Origin of the sequence: Profundibacterium mesophilum KAUST100406-0324, assembly GCF_009835145.1 — a bacterium.
Taxonomy (GTDB): domain Bacteria; phylum Pseudomonadota; class Alphaproteobacteria; order Rhodobacterales; family Rhodobacteraceae; genus Profundibacterium; species Profundibacterium mesophilum.
Window position 1 is genome coordinate 1 of the sequence record NZ_APKE01000095.1, and the last position, 399, is coordinate 399.

A 399-nucleotide genomic window follows, 5' to 3' on the forward strand; every position below is an offset into this window, starting at 1 on the left:
CGGATCGGACTTCCGGGACTACGCGCGGGCGCAGGAGCAGGCGCAGGACGAGATCCGCGCCTTCCTCGCCGAGGCCTCGCTGTCCGAGGAGATCGATGTCACCCGCGCGCTCTTCCAGCAGCTGACCACTTTGCAGTTCCGCATGCAGATGACGCTGGCGAGCGGGGATATCGATCCACGCGGCATGAAGGACCTGACGACCGCGCTCAACAACTTGATCCGCTCCACCGAGCTGCGCGACAAGATCGCCGCCGAAGAGCGCCAGGTGCAATCTGCCAAGCTCGATGCCGCCGTGGCCTCCGGCGATATCGACACGGCCGCCGCCGCCCGTGCCCGCGCGATCATGGGCTTCAGCTGATGATATCGCCGGCCGTCACCTTTCTGCCGTATCAGCAGGCA

1 pseudogene is annotated in these 399 nt (G+C 66.2%); it reads left to right on the plus strand.

Annotated elements, in window-relative coordinates:
- A pseudogene (locus tag PMES_RS16400) lies at nt 1-358 on the plus strand (DUF3486 family protein); the annotation flags it as partial.
- Nucleotides 359-399 lie beyond the last annotated feature (41 nt).